Source organism: Chryseobacterium tagetis, assembly GCF_016735585.2.
GTDB lineage: Bacteria > Bacteroidota > Bacteroidia > Flavobacteriales > Weeksellaceae > Chryseobacterium > Chryseobacterium tagetis.
The window spans coordinates 217,554-236,832 of sequence record NZ_JAERSE020000006.1 but is presented as its reverse complement, the minus strand read 5'-3'; the positions used below and the strand labels follow the sequence as shown (position 1 = coordinate 236,832).

Sequence of the window (19,279 nt, the reverse complement as noted above, 5' to 3'; positions counted from 1 at the left end):
CGAAGCTGTAGATATTTTAATAATTGAATTAAGCTTCTAATCTTAATTTCTATTTTTCTTTTAACGTTTTCTTCAAAACTTTCAATTTCCCATCAATAGGCTGATCAATTTTTAATCCCAGAATTTCAGCAACCAAAGGATACACATTGATATTAGCAAATTCATCAATCACCAGATTGTTTTTAAATTCAGGTCCCCAAGCGAAGAAAGTCGCTTTCATCTCAGGAACAATTCTTGGATTATAGCCATGTTTTCCAATGGAAGTTTTCTTTCCTTTTTCCAGGAAGATTTTTGGAGCTTTTGGAATTAATAGAATCTGTCCTATTCTGTTATACTTGTCGTCTTTTGTACCGAAATGAAGATATTTTGGAAGCTTTTTATCCAGATATACTTCATAATCTTCCGTTTTATTGGCTTTTAATTCTTTGTACGTTTTTTTAACCTCATCAGGATTTTTAACGTAAACTCTCAGCAAAGTCTGAGAATTATAAATATCAAATTTATTTTTATCTAAAAGCATCGCAGGAATTTCCAGCGGATTTCCTCCGTTTACTTTTATCATTCCGTGGTCTGATACGAAAATAAAGTTTACATTTTTTAATCCTAAAGCATTTACTTTCTGAACCAATTCTCCAATGGCGTTATCGATCAAATGAACAGCATCTTCTGTTTCCTTTGTATCGGGACCAAAGTGATGGCCGCTTCCGTCAACTTCAGGAAAGTATAACGAAATAAAATGAGGTCTTCTATCCATCGGTAATTTTAGCCAATCAATCACTTTATCCACTTTTGCTGAAGGGGAAAATTTTTCATGATAAGGATAATAATATGTCGGTCTTTTTCCTCCCGCATCACTCGCAGAACCTACCCATTGTAAAGAAGCAGAAACCATCCCCTGCTTTTCAGCTAATCCCCAAAGCGGAGTTCCACCATACCAACTTCCGTCTTCAGCATTCTTCTTATTGCTCATTGCATACGGTTCTTTTCTTTTGTAATCATAGAAATAATTATCAATCAAACCGTGATGAGAAGGGTGAAGTCCAGTAATTAAAGTCCAGTGATTCGGGAAAGTGATACTTGGATAGCTTGGAATCATTGCTTTAGCCTGAACTCCTTCATTTGAAAGTTTCAGAAGATTTTCTGCATTGTATTTTTTAGCATAATCATATCGAAAACCGTCTGTGGAGATCATGATCACATAAGGTTTTGTCTGCGCTTCAGCGCTATTGTACCTGTTAGGAATAACGACTTGTGCCGTATCAACTGTTTCTTTCTGGGCAAAAACTGTCAATGAAAAAACCAACAGTAAAAATTGTAATCCTCGCTTCATTATAAATTTTTCACAAAGTTACTTCCGGAAAATTTGACATAAAAGTTTCCTGAGTTAAAAAAACATTAAAAGCACTTTTTAGAATCAGTGTAAACAAAAAAGCCACTTTTCAGTGGCTTTTCAATTATTCTTTAATCAATTTTTGATAGGACATTGTTCCATCTTTTTGTGTAATCTCCAAATAATAGCTTCCGGATCTTAAATCAGAAACACTGATACTTCCTCCTTCAACTTTTACAGATCTCACTTTTCGTCCTGTCGTTTCGTAAATATCAACTGATTTAATATTATCAGCATTTTCAAAATTTACTGTTTCTTTAGCAGGATTCGGATAAATACTTACGTTTCTGCTTTCAAGTGTCAAATCACTCGTTGCAAGGGTTGCAGATCTTGACAGTGTTGCATAGTCTCTCAATGCATTATGATATCCTAAAGCTGTATTTCCATCTCTTCTTGAATAGAAAATACTGATCGCTGAATTCGCATTTGAAATAGCAAAATCACCGGTTCCACCAGCTAAAGTTCTTGTGGCAACGATAGTTCTTGTACTTCCGGATACTGTATTACTACTCACCGTCCAGTCTTGTGATGCATCTGCAGTCGGGGTAATTCCTATTCCTCCAAAAGTATAATCGGTATTTCCTGAAGAATTATAAATAAATCCGTCTGCACCATTTGCCATTCCACTGGATCCGAAACCAATTCCAAGCATCGAATTACTGTCACCTGTTACGGTTAAAGTTACCGTAGTAGGTGTCGTATCTATTTTTACAGTCATTCCTGTTGTAGGCAAAGAGACCGTTCCTGTTGTAAACTGAGCCCAGGCAAAATTTGCCAGAAGCGTTCCCAATATTAGTAAAGTTTTTTTCATTTTTTTAATTTTTTAAGAGGGTGATGATATCTTTGTTGTTAGTCTGAAGGGCATATTCGAACGGGGTCATTCCCTGAGAATCTTTGATTGATTTGTCGGCTTTGTGTTGTAATAACAATTGTATAAGTTCTTTATTACCAAATTTCACTGCCCAGAATAAAGGAGTAGCTCCTGTAGCATCCGCGATATTGGGATCAGCGTTTTTTTGTAATAAACGCTCTACCAAATCTTTATTATATTTCACAGAAAGTCCGGCTAAAGCGGTGCCTTCCTGACTCTTATAATTAACGTTCTTTACATTATCAATCAAAAATTTAGCCACTTCTGTGTTTCCTCTGTAACATGCTAAAATAAGAGGTGAAAAACCGTGTTCATTGGTTTGATTAATAACATCCGGATTCTGCTTCATGAGGTTTTGTACTTCAGTAACAGTTCCACTTCTGGCAATATCAAAAATCGATTTTGCTTTTTCCTGAGCAGACATCAAGGTAAAGCTCAGAAAAGTACCTATTATGAGAATCAGGTTCTTCATTGTTTTGATAAGGTATAATCGTATTGAACATTTACATTTTCAGCTACCTTTTTAGTAACCATTTTAGGAATAGTTACTTTATGGTCGGCCGATTTCGCTATAAAACCTCCCGATATATAAATTTTACCGTCTTTAGCATAAATTGTTGCATTTGACGTATACGCTTTATCCACACCATGAAAGTTTAAAGTTCCCTGTAAGGTATATTTTTGCGGATTGGCAGTAAGCTTGGTTTTATCAAAATTCAAAATCTTTCCTGTAAAAGTTGTTTTTGGATATTTTGCTGTTTCGGCATAGCTTTCATTAAAATGTTCCTCCATAAGTTTGACTTTGAAATGAAAGTTTTTAACCGCAGAAACGGAAGCCATATCTCCTGTGTCTGCATTCAACACCACAATATTATTATCATCCTGAGCAAAAACGTCCTCAAATAAAGGGACTGAAGCTTCAAAGGTTACTTTTCCTGTTTTTGAGCTATATTTCTGAGCTGAAACAAGGGTTGCAAATAGTAACGAAACGGTTAGTATAATTAATTTTTTCATAGAGAATTCTTTTTAGTTTTCAATAAGTCCGTCAGATTTCCATTTAATGAAAATATTGATCTGTGAGGGTGACAACGCGCCTCCCTGAGGCATTTTCTGAGGATCTCCAACAGGTCTCTGTATTCTGTCCAGAATATTATCAATATGATTTTTCACCTGATTATAGCTCGTCCAGGGCTGAAATGAAGCCGCGCCTCCTGCTGAATGGCAGACAATACAGTTAGCATCTATAAGAGGTTTTACATCTTTATTGTACGTTACCTGGTCTGCAATGGGAGCTGATCCTGAGATTTCTTCATAGGTTGAGCTTTCACAGGCAGTAAGAATAGCTGCCAATGAAAATAAGTAGATTATTTTTTTCATATTAAAAAACTCTATAAAGATTAAACCCAAAGAAAATATGTCCTTTTCCCCAATTTCCTGTTGCATTGGTGAGATATCCGATATCAGAATTGAGCTGGGAATTCGTAAATAAAAGCTGGAACACGTGTCCCCCGGTTTCTATATCCATCCCTAAAGACAGGGGATTTTTATAAAAACTGTGATTATCAAAATTCACAAAGTATTCCGCATTAATAGAGATTCTTTTTGAAACTTTATAACGGCCTCCTAATCCTGTAAGAAATTGATCTTTATTCTCAATACTCGGCTCATAAAGGTTTTTGTGAACATAGGATGGAGTAAGCTGCAAAGAAAGTTTATCATTAAATCTTCGTGAAATAAGCGCTTGAGTAAGATAAGAAAGTCTATCTCCAAACTGAAGATCAGGATAATTATCTTTACTGAGATCTGTATTTACAGCCAATACATTATATCCTACGATATCAACCGGAAAACTTTCGCTTTGCTTTAGCAGTTTATATTTTGCACCGCCTTCAAAGGTTTTCTGATTGGTTTCTCTGGAAAGGTTTAATGAAAGGCCGTCAGTAACGCCATAAATTACGCCCAATTTAGTAGATGCATCATCCAACCCAAAAAAATCTTTGAATCCTTTGCTTACATCCCCGAATCGATGCGCAACTACGATATACCATTCGTTCTTTGCAGGAAGCTTTGTAGATTGTCCCGTGACAATCTGTAATGCCTTAAATGCAGGCTGTGAAATTTCGGTGTTTGTTTTAATAGTATCAATATCCTTCAACAAGTCTTCTTGCGCAAAAGCGAGACTTGAAGCCAACATTGACAAAAAGAAGAGAGTTTTTGTCATACATTTACTTTATTATAATATTAGTATGACAAACTTATAGACTTATAGTTTCAAAAGCAGGTGATAAAAGTCACCGACAAAATTGTTTTTATCAATCAAATTGTTAAAATAATTAAATAACATTTATTAGAGGTTTCTAACATTTTCATTCACAGGCACTTTTATACCTTCTTTTGTCTGAATGATCTCGCCTTCATTTTCAACTTTTTTCAAGACACGGCTTACAACTTCTCTGGAAGTTCCCAAATTGCTGGCAATTTCTCTGTGGGTAAGCTTTATAGGATTGTTTCCCGTTACTAAAATCTGTTGTCTGATATAATTCAAAACTCTTTTATCAAGCCTGTGAAAAACGGCATCGTTTACCATATTCATTACATCTGTGAACCTTCTATCGTATTCATGATAAAAAAGCTTATTGATCTCCGGAAATCTGATCAGCCAGTCATGCAATACTCCAACGGGAATCAGCATTACTTCAGAATCTTCTTCAGCAAGCGCATAGATTTTACTTACATAATCTCCAAAAATGGATGAAAAGGTCATTAAGCAACTATCATTAGGTCTTACGTAATAATAGATAAGCTCTCTTCCATCATTTAAGGAGTATACTTTAATGGAACCCTTGATCAGGAACGGGACATATCTTACCTTCTGCCCTTCTGTAATGATTTCCGTTTTTGCTTTTATATCGGTAATCAATGCATGTTTTTGAAGCTCAGTTGAAAAATCACTACCAAGAAACCCGAATTTATTAAGAATAAACTGGTTATTTATCATATCTATTAAATCATATCTAAGAACAAAGATATAAAATTGAATAATTCACAGGAATATATTTTTATCTATTAAAGATATTTAATAATGAATCGTGTTTTGAATGTATAATGAAAACTGATATGAAAGAATTTTTTAAGTTTCGAGCATAAAAAAAATGCCCCAATACAAATTGAGGCATTCTTATGTATGTTAAGAAAAATCTTAAGCTTGTACGTTGTTAGCACCTAATACGAAAGGCTCAACTTCTTTGATTTCTCCAAATTGTTGTTCGTAGTTAGCGATGTTTTGTTGAAGAGCAGATAATACTCTTTTTGCGTGAAGAGGAGCAAGAATAACTCTTGATCTTACTTTCGCTTGTTGTACCCCCGGCATTAATTGGATGAAATCTACAACGAATTCAGATGGAGAGTGGTTTACCAAAGCTAAATTAGCATAGATCCCTGCTGCTACCATTTCGTTTAATTCGATGTTGATGTTTCCGTCTTGTGGATTTTGATTGTTGTCCATTGTTATAAATTATTTTTTTAAATTCGAAATTTGAGGTTGTGAAAATATAAAAATAATTTCAAACCTCAAATTCCAAATCATTAATTTTAGTTAAGGTCTTCGAATTCTTTTCTAGAACCTACAATTACATTTTGGTATTCTTTAAGACCTGTACCTGCAGGAATTCTGTGTCCTACAATTACATTTTCTTTAAGACCGTTCAGATCATCTACTTTACCAGCAACTGCAGCTTCATTTAGTACTTTAGTTGTTTCCTGGAATGATGCAGCAGACATGAATGATTTAGTTTGAAGAGCTGCTCTTGTAATACCTTGAAGTACAGGCGTTGCTGTAGCCGGTAAAGCTTCTCTTACTTCCACTAAAGCCTGATCTTCACGCTTCAATTTAGAATTTTCATCTCTTAATTCTCTTGCCGTAATCATCTGACCTGGTTGGAATGATTTTGAATCACCAGCATCTACTACTACTTTAAGACCGAATACTCTGTTGTTTTCTTCTAAGAAGTCATACTTATGTTCAAGAGCTCCTTCAAGGAATTGAGTATCACCTCCATCAACGATAGATACTTTCGTCATCATCTGTCTTACGATAATTTCGAAGTGCTTGTCGTCGATTTTTACCCCCTGTAGACGGTAAACTTCCTGAATTTCGTTTACTAAATATTCCTGAACCGCAGTTGGACCTTTAATTCTTAAGATATCGTCCGGAGTGATTGAACCGTCAGAAAGTGGCGAACCAGCTCTCACGAAGTCATTCTCCTGTACTAGAATCTGGTTTGATAATTTAACTAAATAAATTTTTCTCTCTCCAGTTTTAGCCTCAACGATAAGTTCTCTGTTACCTCTCTTAATTTTTCCGTAAGAAACTACCCCATCGATTTCTGTAACAACCGCCGGGTTTGAAGGGTTTCTTGCTTCGAACAATTCAGTAACTCTCGGAAGACCTCCGGTGATATCCCCTGCTTTTGCAGATTTTCTTGGGATCTTGATTAGGACTTTACCAGCCTTAATTTTTTCACCATCGTTAACCATTAAGTGGGCTCCTACCGGTAAGTTGTACCCTTTTTGTTCAACTCCTTTAGAATCTACCACTTTTAATGTAGGTACCGCTTTCTTATTTCTAGATTCAGAGATTACTTTCTCTTCGAAACCTGTAGCTTCGTCAATTTCCAACTGGAATGAAATACCCTGGATGATATCCTCATATTCTACTTTACCAGAAGTTTCTGCAATGATTACCGCGTTATACGCATCCCACTTACAGATTGTATCTCCTTTCTTCACTTTATCACCTGGTTTTACAGATAATATTGAACCGTAAGGTACGTTAGCTACCATTAATGGAGTTCTAGACTCATTATCAGCAACCAATCTGAATTCCGTTGAACGAGAAACCACAACTTCAGTTGTATTACCGTTTTCATCTTCAGAAGTAATTGTTCTTACTTCATCCATTTCAACGATACCGTCTCTTCTAGCAACGATTGATGGGTTTTCTGAAACGTTACCTGCAGTACCCCCTTGGTGGAAAGTTCTCAACGTAAGCTGAGTTCCCGGTTCCCCAATTGATTGTGCTCCAATAACCCCTACAGCTTCACCCATGTGGATCATCTTACCTGTTGCTAGGTTTCTACCGTAACATTTCGCACAGATACCTTTTTTAGCCTCACACGTCAATGGTGAACGTACTTCAACAGCTTCTAATCCAGCTTCTTCAATTCTCTTAGCTAACTGCTCAGTAATTACCTGATCAGCTTCTGCGATAATTTCATCACTTTCTGGATCGTAAATATTATGTAAAGAAACTCTACCTAAGATTCTTTCAGAGATTCTTTCAACGATCTCGTCATTTTTCTTAAGTGCAGTAACTTCTGTACCTCTTAGAGTTCCACAGTCGTCTTCTGTAACGATAACGTCCTGTGCAACGTCTACCAATCTTCTCGTTAAGTAACCTGCATCGGCAGTCTTAAGAGCGGTATCCGCAAGACCTTTACGAGCACCGTGGGTAGAGATAAAGTATTCTAGAATCGAAAGACCTTCTTTAAAGTTTGCAAGGATTGGGTTTTCGATGATCTCCGCACCGGTAGAACCAGCTTTCTGCGGTTTTGCCATCAAACCTCTCATCCCTGATAACTGACGGATCTGTTCTTTAGAACCCCTCGCTCCAGAGTCAAGCATCATATATACAGAGTTGAAACCACCTTGGTCAGTTTTCATTCTGCTCATGATCATTTCAGTTAATCCTGCGTTGGTGTTCGTCCAAACGTCGATTACCTGGTTATAACGTTCTGTATCGGTAATTAGACCCATGTTATAGTTAGCTCTAATTTCGTCTACAGTTTCAATAGAAGTAGCAATCATCTGCTTTTTCTCAACAGGAACTACAATATCCCCTAATGAGAACGAAAGACCACCTTTGAATGCGTTTGAGTATCCTAAGTCTTTCATTGCATCCAAGAACTTCACCGTTGTAGGGAAATCTGTATCAGCAAGAATTCTACCGATAACATTTCTTAATGATTTCTTAGTAAGAAGTTCATTAATATACCCTGACTGTTTAGGTACGATCTGGTTGAATAAAATTCTCCCCACAGAAGTTTCGATCAATCTTGTTACGATTTGTCCGTCTTCTTTTACAGGAAGTCTACATCTTACTTTAGCATTTAAAGATACTCTACCTTCAGCATAAGCGATTTCAGCTTCTTCAGGAGAATAGAATGCAAGCCCTTCTCCTTTTACTTTCATTGTCTCAGTAGAACTCAATTCTTTAGTCATGAAATAAAGACCAAGAACCATGTCCTGAGATGGTACCGTAATTGGAGAACCGTTTGCAGGGTTCAAGATGTTTTGAGAACCTAACATCAATAACTGAGCTTCAAGGATCGCTTCTGGTCCTAACGGTAAGTGTACCGCCATCTGGTCACCATCGAAATCGGCGTTGAAGGCTGTTGTTACTAACGGGTGTAGCTGGATTGCCTTACCTTCGATCATCTTAGGTTGGAAAGCCTGAATACCCAGTCTGTGAAGCGTAGGTGCTCTGTTCAATAGAACAGGGTGACCTTTCATCACATTTTCTAAGATATCATATACTACCGGTTCTTTTCTATCAATAATTCTCTTTGCAGATTTTACTGTTTTTACAATTCCTCTTTCAATTAGTTTTCTAATGATGAATGGTTTGTAAAGTTCAGCTGCCATATCTTTAGGAATACCACATTCGTGAAGCTGTAAGTTTGGACCTACAACAATTACCGAACGCGCAGAGTAATCTACCCTTTTTCCTAGTAAGTTCTGACGGAAACGACCTTGCTTACCTTTCAATGAATCTGAAAGTGATTTCAATGGTCTGTTTGATTCGGATTTTACTGCTGAAGATTTTCTTGTATTATCGAATAATGAATCTACTGATTCCTGAAGCATACGCTTCTCGTTTCTCAAGATTACTTCTGGAGCTTTGATCTCCAATAATCTCTTCAAACGGTTATTTCTGATAATAACTCTTCTATAAAGGTCATTTAAATCGGAAGTAGCGAAACGTCCTCCATCCAATGGAACCAATGGTCTTAGTTCTGGTGGAATAACTGGAAGTACACGCATAATCATCCACTCTGGTCTGTTGATCATTCTTGTATTAGCTCCTCTCAATGCTTCTACAACGTTCAATCTCTTAAGAGCTTCTGTTCTTCTTTGTTTTGAACCTTCATTATGAGCTTTGTGTCTCAAATCGAAAGACAATGCATCAAGATCGATTCTTTTTAATAATTCTTCAACAGCTTCAGCACCCATTTTAGCGATGAATTTGTTTGGATCAGAATCATCAAGATATTGGTTCTCGATCGGAAGGGTATCCATAATATCAAGATACTCTTCTTCTGTTAAGAACTCCATATTTTCGAAATCAGAACCGTCTAATTTCTTAGCAATCCCTTGCTGAATCACTACGTATCTTTCGTAGTAGATGATCATATCTAATTTCTTAGAAGGAATTCCTAAAAGGTAACCTATTTTGTTTGGTAAAGAACGGAAATACCAGATGTGCGCAATAGGAACAACCAAACCGATATGTCCGATTCTTTCTCTACGTACTTTTTTCTCCGTAACCTCTACACCACAACGGTCACAAACAATCCCCTTGTAACGAATTCTCTTGTATTTACCACAAGCACATTCGTAATCCTTTACAGGACCGAAGATTTTTTCACAGAACAAACCGTCTCTTTCAGGCTTATGCGTTCTGTAGTTAATAGTTTCCGGCTTAAGAACCTCTCCTCTTGAGTCTTGTAAGATAGACTCCGGTGAAGCTAAACCGATGGTTATTTTATTAAATCTACTTGTTTTATTTTTATTTGACATTTGTTAGATTTTAAATTTTAGATTTTAGATTTTAGATTAATTTCTGAATGTTGCCATTCAACATTTATAATTTAAAATTTAAAATTATTCCTCTAGTCTTACGTCTAATCCAAGACCTTGCAGCTCGTGAAGTAATACGTTGAATGATTCCGGAATACCTGGTTCAGGCATAGATTCACCTTTTGCAATTGCTTCATAAGTTTTTGCTCTACCAATCACGTCATCAGACTTCACAGTCAAGATTTCTCTCAAGATATTTGATGCTCCAAATGCTTCAAGAGCCCAAACCTCCATCTCTCCGAATCTCTGACCTCCGAACTGAGCTTTACCTCCTAACGGCTGCTGAGTGATCAATGAGTAAGGTCCGATAGAACGTGCGTGCATCTTGTCATCTACCATGTGTCCAAGTTTCAACATATAGATAATACCTACTGTTGCAGCCTGTGTAAATCTTTCTCCGGTACCACCATCATAAAGGTAAGTGTGACCGAATTTAGGAAGACCTGCCTTCTCTGTGTACTCAGTGATTTGATCTAGAGTAGCCCCATCAAAGATAGGTGTAGCGAACTTCAATCCTAATTTTCTACCAGCCCATCCTAGAACTGTTTCATAAATCTGACCGATGTTCATACGAGAAGGTACCCCAAGCGGATTCAATACGATATCTACTGGTGTTCCGTCTTCTAGGAATGGCATATCTTCTTCACGAACGATTCTTGAAACGATACCTTTGTTACCGTGACGTCCTGCCATTTTATCCCCTACATTCAATTTACGTTTCTTAGCAATGTAAACTTTAGCCAACTTCATGATACCAGCCGGAAGCTCATCTCCGATTGAAATTGCAAATTTCTCACGGTTTTTAACTCCTTGAATATCGTTGAATTTGATTTTGTAATTGTGAATTAATTGTTTGATCAATTCATTTTTATCGTTATCAACAGTCCAGTCTGAACCGCTAACGTTCACATAATCTTCAACTGAAGTCAATAATTTGTGAGTGAATTTCACACCTTTACCGATGATTTCTTCATCTAAGTCGTTGGTAACCCCTTGAGAAGTTTTACCGCTTACCAGTGTATTTAATTTTTCAATTAAAGTATTTCTCAACTCATCAAACTTAGCCTTGTAAGTGTTTTCAATCTCTTCAAGCTTAAGTTTTTCTTCAGTTCTTTTCTTTTTGTCTTTAATATTTCTTGAGAACAATTTTTTGTTGATCACAACACCTCTTAGTGAAGAGTCAGCTTTCAATGAAGCATCTTTCACATCACCAGCTTTGTCACCAAAGATCGCTCTCAAAAGTTTTTCTTCAGGAGTCGGGTCAGATTCACCTTTTGGAGTAATTTTACCAATCATGATATCTCCAGGCTTCACTTCAGCACCGATTCTGATCATACCGTTTTCGTCAAGATCTTTAGTAGCTTCTTCAGAAACGTTTGGAATATCTGCTGTCAATTCTTCCATACCTAATTTGGTATCACGAACTTCAAGAGAGTACTCATCTACGTGGATTGAAGTAAACCAGTCTTCACGTACAACTTTTTCGTTGATTACGATCGCATCCTCGAAGTTATATCCTTTCCAAGGCATGAACGCAACCACTAAGTTTCTACCAAGAGCTAATTCTCCGTCCTCAGTAGCATAACCGTCGCAAAGTACCTGTCCTTTTTCCACTACATCACCTACTCTTACGTTTGGTCTTAGGGTAATTGTTGTACTCTGGTTGGTTTTTCTGAACTTAGTCAGCTTATATGTTTTAGTAGCAGACTCGAATTGTACTAAATCTTCGTCTTCGCTTCTTTCATATTTAATAACAATTCTGTCAGCATCTACGTACTCTACAGTACCAGTACCTTCAGCGTTAATTAAGATTCTTGAATCTCTCGCAACTTGCTGTTCCAGACCTGTACCTACGATTGGAGCTTGTGGCTTCAATAGAGGTACTGCCTGACGCATCATGTTAGATCCCATCAATGCACGGTTCGCATCATCATGTTCCAAGAAAGGAATCAATGAAGCTGAAATACCAGAGATCTGGTTTGGTGCAACGTCGATCAAATTAACCTGAGATGGCTCAACTACAGGGTAGTCACCATCTAGTCTTGCGATAATTCTGTCTGTTAAGAATTCACCATTATCATTCAATTCAACGTTTGCCTGAGCAATTACTTTATCTTCTTCATCTTCTGCATTCAGATAAATAGGATCAGCAGCAAGATCAATCTTACTGTCTTCTACTTTTCTATATGGAGTTTCGATGAAACCTAGTCTGTTGATTTTAGCATAAATACCTAGAGATGAAATCAAACCGATGTTTGGTCCTTCCGGAGTTTCAATCGGACAAATTCTTCCGTAGTGAGTATGGTGAACGTCACGAACCTCGAAACCTGCTCTTTCTCTTGATAAACCACCAGGTCCTAGTGCAGAAAGTCTACGCTTGTGCGTGATTTCTGACAATGGGTTGGTTTGGTCCATGAACTGAGAAAGCTGGTTGGTACCAAAGAACGAGTTAATTACAGATGTTAAAGTCTTAGCATTTACAAGGTCAAGCGGAGTAAAGATTTCGTTATCTCTAACGTTCATTCTCTCCTTGATTGTTCTTGCAATTCTTGAAAGACCTACTCCAAACTGTCCTGCTAATTGCTCACCAACAGTTTTAATTCTTCTGTTTGATAAGTGGTCGATATCATCAACCTCTGCTTTAGAGTTTACAAGTTCGATCAAGTGTCTTACAATTGCAATAATATCTTCTTTGGTAAGAACCTCAGTTGTCGTAGGAATGTTAAGACCTAACTTTTTGTTTAGTCTGTAACGTCCAACTTCTCCTAATGAATATCTTTGCTCAGAGAAGAATAATTTTTCAATGATTCCTCTTGCAGTTTCCTCATCTGGTGGATCTGCATTTCTCAACTGACGATAGATATACTCTACTGCTTCTTTCTCAGAGTTAGTAGGGTCTTTTTGTAATGTATTCTGAATGATAGAGAACTCATTGCTGTTTTCTTTGTGAATCAGGATAGATTTCACACCAGCATCAAGAATAAGATCCAAATGTTCTTTTTCAAGAATAGTCTCTCTATCCAAGATGATCTCGTTTCTTTCGATAGAAACTACTTCACCGGTATCTTCGTCTACGAAATCTTCGAACCAAGTGTTCAATACTCTCGCAGCCAATGTTCTTCCTTCCACTTTTTTAAGGGCAGCTTTAGAAACTTTCACTTCTTCAGCAAGGTCGAAGATCTGAAGGATATCCTTATCAGACTCATAACCGATCGCTCTTAATAAAGTCGTTAATGGTAATTTTTTCTTACGGTCGATATACGCGTACATTACGCTGTTGATATCTGTCGTAAATTCCATCCAAGATCCTTTGAAAGGGATAATTCTTGAATAGTACAATTTAGTTCCGTTTGCGTGGTAAGTCTGTCCGAAGAATACACCAGGTGAACGGTGAAGCTGCGTAACAATAACTCTCTCTGCACCATTGATGATGAAAGATCCACTAGGCGTCATGTAAGGAACTGGCCCTAAATACACATCCTGAACCACCGTTTGGAAATCCTCGTGTTCAGGGTCTGTACAATACAATTTAAGTCTTGCTTTTAAAGGAACCGAATACGTCAATCCTCTTTCCACACATTCATCGATTGAATAACGTGGAGAATCTACCAAATAATCTAAGAATTCCAATACGAATTGGTTTCTTGAATCGGTAATTGGGAAATTTTCCTGGAAGGTTTTGTACAAACCTTCGTCAGTTCTGTCTTCAGGAAGCGTATCAAGCTGGAAAAACTCACTAAAAGACTCGATTTGGATATCCAAGAAGTCCGGAGTGATAATCTTTCCTTTCGCTGAAGAGAAGTTAACTCTCTGATTTCCCCTAGTTGTAGGTGTTGTTTTACTCATAAAACTTTTAAGAAAGGTTAAAAAATATTTTGATTAATTACTAAAATATCAGAAGCAAATGGTTATTTAAACGTAAGAAAAAAGAATAAGTAAGAAAATTTTGGCGCAATGATCAAGTTTTATTCTTAATTTTCAAGTATTTAAATACTATTAAGCTTCTAATTGCAACACTGGTATATCTTTTCACAGCGTAATGCAAAATATTTTTATTACTTTTGAGGCAGAACCGCCGCAATATCTATATACACAAAAGCCCTTTCATTCAAATGAAAGAGTTACTACTCAGTATTTTATAGATTTACAAACAATTTTTCGCGCCAAAAGAGGAGCAAAGATACAAAAATTTATTGGCATTCACAATATTTTATTGTGAACTGCGTTTTATTCATTTATTTTAAATTTAAAAATCAAGAGGTGCTCTAAAAATATATGCTTGATTTTTTTTCATCAAAATAACAAAAACTTTAAACTGCGTTTACTACATAAAAAAAGCCCGAGTAAAATACTCAGGCTTATTATTTATAGTATAAATTGATTACTTCAATTCTACTTCAGCACCAGCTTCTTCTAATTGCTTCTTAAGAGCTTCAGCTTCGTCTTTAGAGATACCTGTTTTGATTGGAGCAGGAGCACCATCTACGATATCTTTAGCTTCTTTAAGACCAGCACCAGTTAAATCTTTTACTAATTTAACGATAGCCAATTTAGAAGCACCTGCAGACTTAAGAATTACGTCGAATTCTGTTTTTTCTTCAGCAGCTTCACCTGCACCACCTGCAGCAACTACTACAGCAGCAGCAGCTGGCTCAATTCCGTACTCATCCTTAAGGATAGCAGCTAATTCGTTTACGTCTTTTACTGTTAAGTTTACTAGCGTTTCAGCTAAATTTTTTAAATCTGACATTGTTGTAATGTTTTTGTTGATTATTTATTATTTTTTGAGTGTAATTATTCAGCAGCTGGCGTTTCGTCAGTGCTTTCTGCAGCTGGAGCTTCAGGAGCTTCCTCAGCAGCAGGAGTTTCTTCTACAGCAGGAGCAGCAACTTCTTCAGTTGTAGCCTCTGCAGCTTCAGATTTGTTTTGAAGAGCAGAAATAACTCTTTGAATTGGAGACTGAAGTAATCCGATGATTTCACCGATCATTTCTTCTCTAGACTTGATGCTTACCAAAGTATCTAGATTCTCGTCACCAACATAGAAAGTTTCTTGAACGAAAGCAGATTTTAAAGCCGGCTTCTCATCCTTCTTTCTGAAGTCTTTGATTAATTTCGCAGGAGCATTTGCAGTCTCAGAAATCATGATTGCAGAGTTTCCTTTGAAAGACTGGAACATCTCAGAGTAATCTACTCCTTCAATTTGCTCCATTGCTTTCTGTAAAAGTGTGTTTTTCACAACTTTTACTTTGATATTTTGTTTGAAAGCTTGTCTTCTGAAGTCTGATGCTTTACCAGCATTCAATCCTTCAAGATCTGCAACATATACTACTTTAGCATCCTGAAGCAAATCTTTGATCTCTTGTATTGCTACAACTTTTTGGTCTTTTGTCATTGTCTTAAGGATTTCGTATTAGTTAACAGATTTAGTATCGATTGCAATACCAGGACTCATTGTAGAAGACAAATAGATAGACTTCACATAAGTACCTTTAGCAGCAGTTGGCTTCATTTTGATCAAAGTAGAAATCAATTCCTGAGCATTTTCCTTGATTTTAGCAGCATCGAAAGATACTTTACCAATACCAGCGTGGATAATACCGTATTTATCAACTTTGAAATCAATTTTACCAGCTTTTACTTCAGTTACTGCTTTACCAATTTCCATTGTTACAGTACCTGATTTAGGGTTAGGCATCAAACCTCTTGGTCCTAATACTCTACCCAATGGTCCTAATTTACCCATAACAGCCGGCATAGTAACGATAACGTCAACATCTGTCCAACCGTCTTTGATTTTTTGTAAATATTCATCAAGACCTACATAATCAGCACCAGCTTCTTTAGCTTCTGCTTCTTTATCTGGAGTTACTAAAGCCAAAACTTTAACATCTTTACCAGTTCCGTGAGGAAGAGATACAACACCTCTTACCATTTGGTTTGCTTTTCTTGGATCTACACCCAATCTTACAGCGATATCTACAGAAGCATCAAACTTTGCAGTGTTCACTTCTTTTACAAGAGCTGAACCTTCTTCAAGGTTATATATTCTTCCTTTTTCTACTTTGCTTAAAGCTTCCTTTTGCTTTTTAGTCAATTTTGCCATTTCTAATAGTTTTAAGCGTTAAAAGTTGGTTTAGTTCCTGTTACTCTTAATCCCATAGATCTAGCAGTACCTGCAACCATAGAAACTGCAGAATCCATTGTAAAGCAGTTAAGGTCAGTCATTTTATCTTCAGCGATTTTTTGAACTTGAGCCCAAGTTACAGCACCTACTTTGTTTCTGTTCGGTTCTCCAGAACCACCCTTGATTTTAGCCGCATCCATCAACTGGATTGCTGCAGGAGGAGTTTTAATTACGAATTCAAAAGATTTGTCTTCGTATACTGTAATTACTACAGGTAAAACTTGTCCTGGCTTATCTTGAGTTCTTCCGTTAAATTGCTTACAAAACTCCATGATGTTCACACCTGCAGAACCCAATGCTGGACCTACTGGTGGAGAAGGGTTAGCTGCGCCACCTTTCACCTGAAGCTTTACCATTTTAAAGACTTTTTTAGCCATTTTTTGTTTTTTAAATTTGAATAATTAATGAGTTTGGAAGCATTTATTATTCAGCAGGTTATCCATTCTCACCTTAGATAATCCTACTTTTCGGACTGCAAAATTATAAAATATTTTTGAAATAGCAAACTGATACATTGTTTTTTATTAAAATTTAATCTTGAAATAAAAAATCCACTTATTGAAAAATAAGTGGATTCTATATATTTTAAAAATATTATTTAAACTTTTTCAACCTGCATATAGCTAAGTTCCATTGGAGTTTTTCTACCGAAGATAAGTACAGAAACTTCAATTTTCTTTTTATCTTCAAGAATTTTCTCAACGGTTCCGTTGAATCCGTTGAATGGTCCGTCAATCACTTTAACGTTTTCTCCAACGATGTAAGGAATTTCAACATCACTTGCGAATTCTGACAATTCATCCATTCTTCCAAGCATTCTGTTAACTTCAGACTTTCTCATTGGAACTGGATCACCTCCTTTTGTTAAACTTAAGAAAGAAATAACTCCGGGAATATTCTTAATAACGTGAGGAATCTCTCCCATTAATTCAGCTTCAATCATTAAGTATCCAGGATAGTAAGGTCTTTCTTTAGGAACTTTTTTACCGTTTCTAATTTGAATAACCTTTTCCATAGGAATAACCACTTGAGTAACGTACTGCTCAAACCCTAAACGCTTGATTTCTGTCTCAATATAGTTTTTCACTTTATTTTCCTGTCCGCTGATAGCTTTCAGCACATACCATTTCAATTCGCTCATTGTGGGAAAATACTTTTATTATTAATTGAACAAGTTGATTAGCATTCCTATTATGTTGCTTATTGCTTTAGAAAACAATTCGTCAACCCCAAAGGTAAATAACGCCAGAATAACTGTTGCAATAGTCACTACAATTGTAGATGATTGCAGATCAGCCCATTTTGGCCATTCAACTTTATGTCTGAATTCGTTATAAGAACCTTTTAAAAAATCGATAAATGAACTCATAATTGTTATTTGCACGGGCACAAGGATTCGAACCCTGATCAACGGTTTTGGAGACCGGTATCCTACCATTGGACGATGCCCGTAGATTAAAAGTTCCGTAAGTTTCCTTACGGAACTTTAATTATATTAAGATGATTAGTCTAAGATTTCAGTAACCTGACCTGAACCAACTGTTCTACCTCCTTCTCTGATCGCGAATCTAAGACCCTCGTTAAGAGCGATTGGTTGTAACAATTCTACAGTGATCTCTAAGTTATCACCAGGCATTACCATTTCTACACCTTCTGGTAAGAAGATCTCACCTGTAACGTCAGTAGTTCTTACGTAGAACTGAGGACGGTATTTGTTGTGGAATGGAGTGTGACGTCCACCTTCTTCTTTAGAAAGGATATAAACTGAAGCCTTGAATTTTTTGTGTGGCTTAACAGAATCTTTCTTAGCGATAACCATACCTCTCTTGATGTCAGTTTTTTCAATACCTCTCAATAATAGACCTACGTTATCACCAGCTTCACCTCTGTCTAGGATTTTTCTGAACATCTCAACTCCTGTAATTGTAGAAGTTAATTTTTCATCACCCATACCTACGATATCAACTGGGTCACCAGTGTTGATAATACCAGCTTCAATTCTACCAGTTGCTACAGTACCTCTACCTGTAATAGAGAATACGTCTTCGATTGGCATCAAGAATGGCTTCTCAGTATCTCTTACTGGCTCGTCAATCCACTCATCAACTGCATCCATTAAAGCTTCAACAGTTTTGAACCACTTATCTTCAGAATCACCGTTAGTAGCAGCTGTAAGTGCACCAAGAGCAGAACCTTGAATTACTGGAGAGTTATCTCCGTCAAAATCATAAGTAGCTAATAAATCTCTAAGTTCCATTTCAACAAGCTCTAACAATTCTGGATCATCCACCATGTCAACTTTGTTCATGAAAACAACGATTTTCGGTACGTTTACCTGACGGCAAAGTAGGATATGTTCTCTAGTCTGAGGCATTGGTCCGTCAGTTGCAGCACATACTACGATAGCTCCATCCATCTGAGCAGCACCAGTTACCATGTTCTTTACGTAATCCGCGTGACCTGGACAGTCAACGTGAGCATAATGTCTTTTTACAGTTTCGTATTCAATGTGAGCAGTATTGATAGTAATACCTCTTTCTTTTTCTTCTGGAGCAGAGTCAATTGCAGAGAAGTCTTTTTTCTCAGCAAGACCTTTGCTAGCTAATACAGCAGAAATAGCAGCTGTAAGAGTAGTTTTACCATGGTCAACGTGACCAATAGTACCAATGTTCAAGTGTGGTTTGTTACGATTAAACGTTTCCTTTGCCATGATTGTAAAATTATTTATTTATTGTTTTTCAAATTTTCGGTGTGCAAATATAATGAATTTTTAAATACCAAAACCTTTTTATTAAAAAAAGTTTCAATATTCAAATCCAATGAAGTACAAACCGCATATTTCAAAGTATTGAGACTGCAAATTTACACATTTTTCTCAATTGAAAAAAACTTTGTAAAACCTTTTATAAAAAAGC

17 protein-coding genes and 1 tRNA gene are annotated in these 19,279 nt (G+C 36.6%); all 18 read right to left on the bottom strand.

The window, feature by feature from the left end:
• Positions 1-49: 49 nt before the first annotated feature.
• Positions 50-1,330 carry an alkaline phosphatase family protein gene (locus JI747_RS19870; RefSeq protein ID WP_225690592.1) on the bottom strand — a complete coding sequence of 427 codons (1,281 nt, stop codon included), beginning with the start codon at positions 1,328-1,330 and terminating at the stop codon, positions 50-52.
• A 124-nt stretch (positions 1,331-1,454) separates the two neighbouring features.
• Positions 1,455-2,201, bottom strand: a complete 747-nt coding sequence (locus tag JI747_RS19865; protein ID WP_225690591.1) for a T9SS type A sorting domain-containing protein — start codon at positions 2,199-2,201, stop codon at positions 1,455-1,457.
• Between the two features lie 4 nt (positions 2,202-2,205).
• Positions 2,206-2,733, bottom strand: coding sequence for an ankyrin repeat domain-containing protein (locus tag JI747_RS19860; protein ID WP_225690590.1), 528 nt, complete (start codon positions 2,731-2,733; stop codon positions 2,206-2,208).
• A complete protein-coding gene (locus tag JI747_RS19855) occupies positions 2,730-3,275 on the bottom strand; it encodes a YceI family protein (protein WP_225690589.1) in 546 nt (181 codons plus the stop codon). Before JI747_RS19855 ends, JI747_RS19860 begins: the two co-directional genes overlap by 4 nt.
• A 12-nt stretch (positions 3,276-3,287) precedes the next feature.
• The gene (locus JI747_RS19850) at positions 3,288-3,638 is read right to left on the bottom strand and encodes a membrane lipoprotein lipid attachment site-containing protein (RefSeq protein ID WP_225690588.1); all 351 of its coding nucleotides are present in this window, start codon (positions 3,636-3,638) and stop codon (positions 3,288-3,290) included.
• A gap of 1 nt (position 3,639) precedes the next feature.
• Positions 3,640-4,482, bottom strand: a complete 843-nt coding sequence (locus JI747_RS19845; protein ID WP_225690587.1) for a DUF5777 family beta-barrel protein — start codon at positions 4,480-4,482, stop codon at positions 3,640-3,642.
• Positions 4,483-4,608: 126 nt separating this feature from the next.
• Positions 4,609-5,259: a Crp/Fnr family transcriptional regulator gene (locus JI747_RS19840; RefSeq protein WP_225690586.1), complete on the bottom strand. Its 651-nt coding sequence runs from the start codon at positions 5,257-5,259 to the stop codon at positions 4,609-4,611.
• Positions 5,260-5,460: 201 nt separating this feature from the next.
• Positions 5,461-5,766, bottom strand: coding sequence for a DUF3467 domain-containing protein (locus tag JI747_RS19835; protein ID WP_039369566.1), 306 nt, complete (start codon positions 5,764-5,766; stop codon positions 5,461-5,463).
• Between the two features lie 86 nt (positions 5,767-5,852).
• On the bottom strand, positions 5,853-10,118 hold the full coding sequence (rpoC, locus tag JI747_RS19830) for a DNA-directed RNA polymerase subunit beta' (protein WP_225690585.1): 4,266 nt from the start codon (positions 10,116-10,118) through the stop codon (positions 5,853-5,855).
• Between the two features lie 84 nt (positions 10,119-10,202).
• Complete coding sequence (rpoB, locus tag JI747_RS19825; protein WP_225690584.1) at positions 10,203-14,024, bottom strand: DNA-directed RNA polymerase subunit beta; 3,822 nt, start codon at positions 14,022-14,024, stop codon at positions 10,203-10,205.
• A gap of 535 nt (positions 14,025-14,559) precedes the next feature.
• Positions 14,560-14,928 carry a 50S ribosomal protein L7/L12 gene (gene rplL / locus JI747_RS19820; RefSeq protein ID WP_225690583.1) on the bottom strand — a complete coding sequence of 123 codons (369 nt, stop codon included), beginning with the start codon at positions 14,926-14,928 and terminating at the stop codon, positions 14,560-14,562.
• Positions 14,929-14,972: 44 nt separating this feature from the next.
• Positions 14,973-15,572: a 50S ribosomal protein L10 gene (rplJ, locus tag JI747_RS19815; RefSeq protein ID WP_225690582.1), complete on the bottom strand. Its 600-nt coding sequence runs from the start codon at positions 15,570-15,572 to the stop codon at positions 14,973-14,975.
• An 18-nt stretch (positions 15,573-15,590) separates the two neighbouring features.
• A complete protein-coding gene (rplA, locus tag JI747_RS19810; RefSeq protein ID WP_027380917.1) occupies positions 15,591-16,283 on the bottom strand; it encodes a 50S ribosomal protein L1 in 693 nt (230 codons plus the stop codon).
• A gap of 11 nt (positions 16,284-16,294) precedes the next feature.
• A complete protein-coding gene (rplK, locus tag JI747_RS19805; RefSeq protein WP_039369549.1) occupies positions 16,295-16,741 on the bottom strand; it encodes a 50S ribosomal protein L11 in 447 nt (148 codons plus the stop codon).
• Between the two features lie 221 nt (positions 16,742-16,962).
• A complete protein-coding gene (nusG, locus tag JI747_RS19800) occupies positions 16,963-17,505 on the bottom strand; it encodes a transcription termination/antitermination protein NusG (RefSeq protein ID WP_039369546.1) in 543 nt (180 codons plus the stop codon).
• A 21-nt stretch (positions 17,506-17,526) separates the two neighbouring features.
• Positions 17,527-17,733 carry a preprotein translocase subunit SecE gene (secE, locus tag JI747_RS19795; RefSeq protein ID WP_039369543.1) on the bottom strand — a complete coding sequence of 69 codons (207 nt, stop codon included), beginning with the start codon at positions 17,731-17,733 and terminating at the stop codon, positions 17,527-17,529.
• Between the two features lie 12 nt (positions 17,734-17,745).
• Positions 17,746-17,816, bottom strand: a tRNA-Trp gene (locus JI747_RS19790).
• A 52-nt stretch (positions 17,817-17,868) separates the two neighbouring features.
• Complete coding sequence (gene tuf / locus JI747_RS19785) at positions 17,869-19,074, bottom strand: elongation factor Tu (RefSeq protein WP_225690581.1); 1,206 nt, start codon at positions 19,072-19,074, stop codon at positions 17,869-17,871.
• Positions 19,075-19,279: the final 205 nt, after the last annotated feature.

Coding starts and splice junctions, on each gene's coding strand:
- secE (WP_039369543.1), bottom strand. CDS start 17,733: ATGAGTTCATTTATCGATTTTTTAAAAGGTTCTTATAACGAATTCAGA.
- rplA (WP_027380917.1), bottom strand. CDS start 16,283: ATGGCAAAATTGACTAAAAAGCAAAAGGAAGCTTTAAGCAAAGTAGAA.
- JI747_RS19840 (WP_225690586.1), bottom strand. CDS start 5,259: ATGATAAATAACCAGTTTATTCTTAATAAATTCGGGTTTCTTGGTAGT.
- JI747_RS19850 (WP_225690588.1), bottom strand. CDS start 3,638: ATGAAAAAAATAATCTACTTATTTTCATTGGCAGCTATTCTTACTGCC.
- JI747_RS19860 (WP_225690590.1), bottom strand. CDS start 2,733: ATGAAGAACCTGATTCTCATAATAGGTACTTTTCTGAGCTTTACCTTG.
- JI747_RS19835 (WP_039369566.1), bottom strand. CDS start 5,766: ATGGACAACAATCAAAATCCACAAGACGGAAACATCAACATCGAATTA.
- rplJ (WP_225690582.1), bottom strand. CDS start 15,572: ATGACAAAAGACCAAAAAGTTGTAGCAATACAAGAGATCAAAGATTTG.
- JI747_RS19855 (WP_225690589.1), bottom strand. CDS start 3,275: ATGAAAAAATTAATTATACTAACCGTTTCGTTACTATTTGCAACCCTT.
- JI747_RS19865 (WP_225690591.1), bottom strand. CDS start 2,201: ATGAAAAAAACTTTACTAATATTGGGAACGCTTCTGGCAAATTTTGCC.
- rpoC (WP_225690585.1), bottom strand. CDS start 10,118: ATGTCAAATAAAAATAAAACAAGTAGATTTAATAAAATAACCATCGGT.
- rplK (WP_039369549.1), bottom strand. CDS start 16,741: ATGGCTAAAAAAGTCTTTAAAATGGTAAAGCTTCAGGTGAAAGGTGGC.
- nusG (WP_039369546.1), bottom strand. CDS start 17,505: ATGAGCGAATTGAAATGGTATGTGCTGAAAGCTATCAGCGGACAGGAA.
- tuf (WP_225690581.1), bottom strand. CDS start 19,074: ATGGCAAAGGAAACGTTTAATCGTAACAAACCACACTTGAACATTGGT.
- rpoB (WP_225690584.1), bottom strand. CDS start 14,024: ATGAGTAAAACAACACCTACAACTAGGGGAAATCAGAGAGTTAACTTC.
- JI747_RS19870 (WP_225690592.1), bottom strand. CDS start 1,330: ATGAAGCGAGGATTACAATTTTTACTGTTGGTTTTTTCATTGACAGTT.
- rplL (WP_225690583.1), bottom strand. CDS start 14,928: ATGTCAGATTTAAAAAATTTAGCTGAAACGCTAGTAAACTTAACAGTA.
- JI747_RS19845 (WP_225690587.1), bottom strand. CDS start 4,482: ATGACAAAAACTCTCTTCTTTTTGTCAATGTTGGCTTCAAGTCTCGCT.